Below are 4997 nucleotides of genomic sequence, written 5' to 3'. Positions count from 1 at the left end.
CACGAAAATTTATCAGCGCTCAGCCTCAACTTATCAGCGCTCACAAATCACCAATCTCCCCAAAAACATTCATATTCCCTCAACCCATGCATATAATTTCACCGAATAAAAACTCATCACCCGCTTGTTTAAATCGCTTTCTGCAAATCACGTTTGTGTATCATATTCCTTTAGTGCAGTGAATAAAATGTACTATCTACACCTTAAGAGTGAACATCTCAGGAGGCGAGTGATTTGCACGATTACATCAAAGAGAGAACGATCAAGATTGCTGAGCATTTATTGGATTCGCGTAATACCGTTCGCGCGATTGCAAAAGAGTTTGGTGTTTCAAAAAGTACGGTCCATAAAGATCTCACCGAACGCTTACCGGACATTAATCCCGCCTTAGCAAAGGAAGTTAAAGAAGTGCTTGACTACCACAAGTCAATAAGGCATCTGAGAGGTGGTGAGGCGACGAAAAAGAAGTACAGAGAGAAAAGTGGAGTTTAAATAATTGTACGAACTAATTGTCTGTCACGATACGTACGCAAGACTGTACATATAGGGAACCTCCCTAATCACGTGACAGGCAATTTTTATTTTTAATCAAACGTTTGATTGATACAACAAAATTTGATCATACACCATCTCCCCATTAGGATCATGCCACTCTAATATCACATATATTTGCCAAATATCATCTACTGTAACTGGCTCGCCATCTACATTGTAAAAATACCCACCAAGTTGTGTCTCACCCATTTTAAACTCATCGATCTCAATTTTATTACTATCTTTCATATGAACGGAGGAAGTTGAGACCGTCTGTTGCTCACCATTAACATTCGCCATAACAGTATAATAAAAATAATCCGTTTCACTGTAATTATCTTTGAATGATAGAACACCATCACCAGCGATTAACTGCATCGGCTCAATCGCAAGTTTATAGTTGGACAAGCTCCAAAATTCACTTTCACCGCTCAGTTCAAAAGATACAGGTTGTCCTTCACGAATATCGTTACGCTCATCATTCACCATTAACAATAAAGCAACCGTTAGTAAGCTGAAAAATACGACGACGCCGAGATTTAACAAGACTTTTCCCATTCGAACACCCCCTATGGACAACTCTATTAATATATAATCAAAAACAATGTTAAACATGACAAAAACTAGTTGAACTTAACGTTAACGTAAATGGTAAACTATAAATATAAGAAAATTCCGACAACAAAAGGGGGTGCGGTCAATGTCCCACTATTCGATCTCTGAGCTTGCTGCACAATTTAACGTTTCAACTAGAACGATTCGTTACTATGAAGAAGTCGGGTTACTACAACCGAAGCGGAACAAGAGCGGTCATAGGCAATTTACGAAAAAAGAAATGACCCAATTACAGCTCATTTTTCGTGGCAAAAAATATGGCTTCAATTTAGATGAAATAAAAGAAATGGTTCTCTTATTCGAAGAAGATCCTACTGGAAAAGAACAGCTTAAGCGTACGATCGAATATGGAGAGGACAAAATTCATGAAGTATCAAAACGCATTCAAGAGCTTGAACAAATGAAAAATGAGATGGAACAGTTTTTGCAAGTGTTTCAAGATGAGTTAAACAAATTAGAGGAGGAATAATGATGAATATTTCTGAACTGTTAGCTTATCAATCACGAAAGGACCCAAACCATGAAGCATTAGTATCACCATATGGGCGTTTGTCTTACGGAGAGTGGAATGACCAAGTTAATCGCATTGCTAATAGATTAAAAGAATTAGGGTTTAAAGAAGGGAACAAACTCGTCATTCATATGCCTAATGTGACGGAGTTTATGACGTTGTATGTCGCAGTATTAAGATTAAAGGGAATTGTCATCCCAATTAACGCCAAGCTAACGCAGCAGGAGATTCAGTATATTCTAGACCATAGTGAAGCGCAGTTTTTTGCAACACACGAGCTGTTATTTGATCATTCACAAAAACTAACTGAATCAAATGACTTAACGTTTATTAAAACAGGTGAAGCACAAGGTGACTGGTTATCTTTTAATACGTTATTACAAGGTGACGCTACACCTGTTCATTGTGATGCGACAGAAGATGATGAAGCATCTATTTTATACACGTCAGGCACAACGGGTAATCCTAAAGGTGTTTTATTTACGCACCGCAACATTTTAACGGTTGCGACGATGATTTGTATTGAAATGCCGATGAATAAACAAAGCCGCGTGCTCCACATGATGCCATTAAGTCACTCAGCGCCACTGCACTTATTTATGGTCGCGGGCTTATACGTTGGTGCAACACACGTCTTAGCCCCAACATTCACACCAGACTTACTTCTCGACATGGTATCAAAAGAAAAAGTAACCCACTTCTTCGGTGCGCCCGTTGCCTACTTAATGACAGCGAAGCACCCTGACATTGAACAGTATGACTTATCTTCAATGGAATACTGGGTGTATGGTGGAGCTCCCCTAGGAACTAATGAAGTAAATCTCGTAAAAGAGAAGTTCAAAACAGACAGCCTCGTCTGCGTATATGGACTAACCGAAGCCGGTCCAAACGGTACTCTACTAAAATCTGAAGAACACGGAGACAAGTCTGGTAGTATCGGTCAAAGGGCGGCACTAAATTGCGAGATTCGTCTCGTCGATGAAAGTGGCCAAGACGTCGCTCAAGGTAGGACAGGTGAAATTATTTTACGTGGTGAAGGGACGATGAAAAGCTACTACAAAGCACCTGACAAGACGACTGAAACGCTTAAAGACGGTTGGCTGTATACAGGCGATATTGCGATTCAAGATGAAGATGGCTATTTCTGGGTCATTGACCGTAAGAAAGACGTTATTATTTCTGGTGGTGTCAACATTTTCCCAACAGAAGTTGAAAAAGTAATCATGCAACACGAAGCGGTTGAAGATGTCGCGATTGTCGGAATCCCTCATGAAGAATGGGGCGAGACGGCAAAAGCATTTGTTGTATTAAATAAAGAGCTCTCTAACTTAGAAGAAGAGATCAAATCATTTTTACAAGACAAAATCGCAAGCTATAAAATTCCACGAGTTTACGAACAAGTGGAAGCGCTACCACGTAATGCAACAGGAAAACTACTGCGTAACGAACTACGCGAACGTCAGGAGGCATCCATGTGAGTAAAAACTTTTACACAAATGACCCATTACTGCAAAAATTATTAAAAAAACATTTACCCGCCCATTTTTACGACTATGCCGATGAGCAATTGACGAAATTCGGTGAACGTGTTGCAACAGACATTGATGAGCGCGCTATTCACACAGATCGAGAAGGGCAACCAAGACTTATCAAATACAATAAAATGGGTGAAGAAGTCAATAAAGTGTGGGTTAATGAAGGATATCTTGAAACCGTTAAAGAAACGTATGAAACTGGAATTGTCGGCTACGTTCATAAAGACATTCCAGAGTTAGGCCATGCAGGTAATTACATTTACTCTTATGCGCAAGGGTATGTGTTGTCACAGTCTGAGGCTGGCTTTTACTGTCCAGTTACTTTAACGATGGCAACTGCCTATTTAATTGATCATTATGCTGATGATGAGTTGAAGGAACGCTTTTTACCACATGTATTGGCTACTGGTGATACTGAACTGTATGAAGGAGCAACGTTTTTAACCGAGCGCCAAGGCGGATCAGATGTCGGGGCTAATGTCGTTGAAGCGGTTGAGGAAAGTGATCATTACCGTTTATATGGCGAAAAATATTTTGCGAGCAACAGCGGCATGTGCGGGGTTGCGATGGTGCTTGCCCGAATGGAAGGAACACCAGAAGGGTCACGCGGCTTAAGCTTGTTTTTAGTGCCATGGGAAGAGAATCGGGCTGACAACAAATTATCGATCCGTCGGTTAAAAGATAAACTCGGTGTTCGAGCGGTGCCATCAGCAGAAGTTGAGTTCCACGGTGCCAAAGCCTACTTAGTCGGTGATGCATCTCACGGGTTCAAATACATGATGGAAGCTCTAAATCTTTCTCGCGTCTGTAACGCTGTTGCCTCTCTTGGCATTATGCGAAGAGCTTATACAGAAGCACGAGATTATGCTTTTAATCGCGATGCCTTTGGAGAAAAGTTAGCAAACTACCCTATGGTCCAAGAAACGCTCACACACTTGGCGACGAAGTTAGAAGTTGAAATGACAGCAACTTTTAACCTCATCGAACAATTTGACCAAGTGATGGCTAAACATTCGCAAGCGACTGACGATGATAAAGCGATGCTACGTTTACACATCGCCCTTTTAAAAAAAGAAACAGCAGAACAAGCAATTGACTTCTCACACGAAGCAATCGAAATGCATGGCGGTAACGGGTACATCGAAGACTTCGTCACCCCACGACTGCTTCGTGATGCACAAGTGCTCACCGTTTGGGAAGGGACAGCGAATATTTTAGGGCTTGAAGTATTGCGTTTGATCAATAAGTTCAACGTCCATGAACTATTTTTACGCGACATTAATGAGCGAATCCACCGTTTATCAGACCGAGTGACGCCATTAGCTGCACCTGTTAAAGTGGCCATAAACGACCTTATGGCGATGCTTGCACAACTTAACGAATCAGACGAACAAACGATGCTCATGCACCCTAAACGTGTCGCTAACTTAATGACGCAAATATTAGAAGGAGTGACAGCATTAGAGATGGCAGAAGAAGATGAACGTTCTTATGATGTTTGTGAAGTGTTTTTAGAACAAACATTCAATAGAGAGAACAACGTCACAGACTTACCGTTAAAACATTTTAAATCAATCGTACAAGAAGAAAACCTACAACCTAACGAATCATAACCAAATCCACCGTCAAACCCTGGCGGTGGATTTTGCTTGGGGGAGTAATTAGGGTTTAACGGTCCTTATTTTTTAGCTCTGTTACTGAATCTGAAGTGATGGGGTGAAGCACTGATGATAAATTTTTGCGAACGCCGATAAGTTCGGTCTGAGCGCTGATAAATTTTTGCGAACGCCGATAAGTTCGGT

At 41.0% G+C, this 4997-nt stretch carries 5 protein-coding genes; 4 read left to right on the top strand and 1 reads right to left on the bottom strand.

The annotated features are described in order from the left end of the window. Positions 1–234 precede the first annotated feature (234 nt). Positions 235–492, top strand: a complete 258-nt coding sequence (spoIIID, locus tag A194_RS0114530) for a sporulation transcriptional regulator SpoIIID (protein WP_017187531.1) — start codon at positions 235–237, stop codon at positions 490–492. A gap of 96 nt (positions 493–588) precedes the next feature. Here spoIIID and A194_RS0114525 read toward each other — a convergent pair whose 3' ends face one another. Next, on the bottom strand, positions 589–1092 hold the full coding sequence (locus A194_RS0114525) for a hypothetical protein (RefSeq protein WP_017187530.1): 504 nt from the start codon (positions 1090–1092) through the stop codon (positions 589–591). A 142-nt stretch (positions 1093–1234) separates the two neighbouring features. Between A194_RS0114525 and A194_RS0114520 the strand changes: the two genes are divergently transcribed. From A194_RS0114520 to A194_RS0114510, 3 genes are read left to right on the top strand one after another with little or no spacing between them, the layout of a single operon-like run. Further along, positions 1235–1618 (top strand): MerR family transcriptional regulator, encoded by a 384-nt coding sequence (locus A194_RS0114520; protein ID WP_017187529.1) that lies wholly within the window; start codon positions 1235–1237, stop codon positions 1616–1618. Between the two features lie 2 nt (positions 1619–1620). After that, positions 1621–3138, top strand: coding sequence for a class I adenylate-forming enzyme family protein (locus A194_RS0114515; RefSeq protein ID WP_017187528.1), 1518 nt, complete (start codon positions 1621–1623; stop codon positions 3136–3138). Continuing rightward, entirely contained in the window at positions 3135–4808 is a 1674-nt protein-coding gene (locus A194_RS0114510; protein WP_017187527.1) for an acyl-CoA dehydrogenase family protein, read from the top strand. The genes A194_RS0114515 and A194_RS0114510 overlap by 4 nt, the downstream gene beginning before the upstream one ends. Positions 4809–4997 lie beyond the last annotated feature (189 nt).

The sequence above is a fragment of the Alkalibacillus haloalkaliphilus C5 genome (assembly GCF_000269905.1).
In the GTDB taxonomy this organism is placed as follows: Bacteria; Bacillota; Bacilli; order Bacillales; family Alkalibacillaceae; genus Alkalibacillus; species Alkalibacillus haloalkaliphilus_A.
Note: the sequence above shows the minus strand (reverse complement) of the source record. Positions and strands in the feature narration are given on the sequence as shown.

Bases quoted from the DNA above. Each gene is read 5' to 3' on its own strand.
- A194_RS0114520 (WP_017187529.1), top strand. From the start codon at position 1,235: ATGTCCCACTATTCGATCTCTGAGCTTGCTGCACAATTTAACGTTTCA.
- A194_RS0114525 (WP_017187530.1), bottom strand. From the start codon at position 1,092: ATGGGAAAAGTCTTGTTAAATCTCGGCGTCGTCGTATTTTTCAGCTTA.
- A194_RS0114515 (WP_017187528.1), top strand. From the start codon at position 1,621: ATGAATATTTCTGAACTGTTAGCTTATCAATCACGAAAGGACCCAAAC.